1 protein-coding gene is annotated in these 234 nt (G+C 68.8%); it reads left to right on the forward strand.

The window, feature by feature from the left end; translation table 11 throughout:
- The coding region (locus tag I6F38_RS44375) for a hypothetical protein (protein WP_225164756.1) at positions 1-234 on the forward strand (234 nt) is incomplete at both ends.

The following is a 234-nucleotide window of genomic DNA, read 5'->3' on the forward strand; positions in this document are numbered from 1 at the left end:
TGACGACGGCGGCGAACACGCTGCTGCTGAACCAGACGGTGACCGACGCCGACGGCGATCACGTCACCAAGGGCATCGACCTCGGCAGCGGGGTGTTTGCGATCCACGACGACGGCCCGTCGCTGGGAACGCCGACGGCCGCGGTTGCGGGCCAGCTGACGCTGGACGAGACCAATCTGACGGGCGCGCCGATCAGCACCAGCGCCAACTTTGCCGGCAACTTCGACGGCGGCA

Origin of the sequence: Bradyrhizobium sp. BRP56 (assembly GCF_020194035.1) — a bacterium.
Taxonomy (GTDB): domain Bacteria; phylum Pseudomonadota; class Alphaproteobacteria; order Rhizobiales; family Xanthobacteraceae; genus Bradyrhizobium; species Bradyrhizobium australafricanum.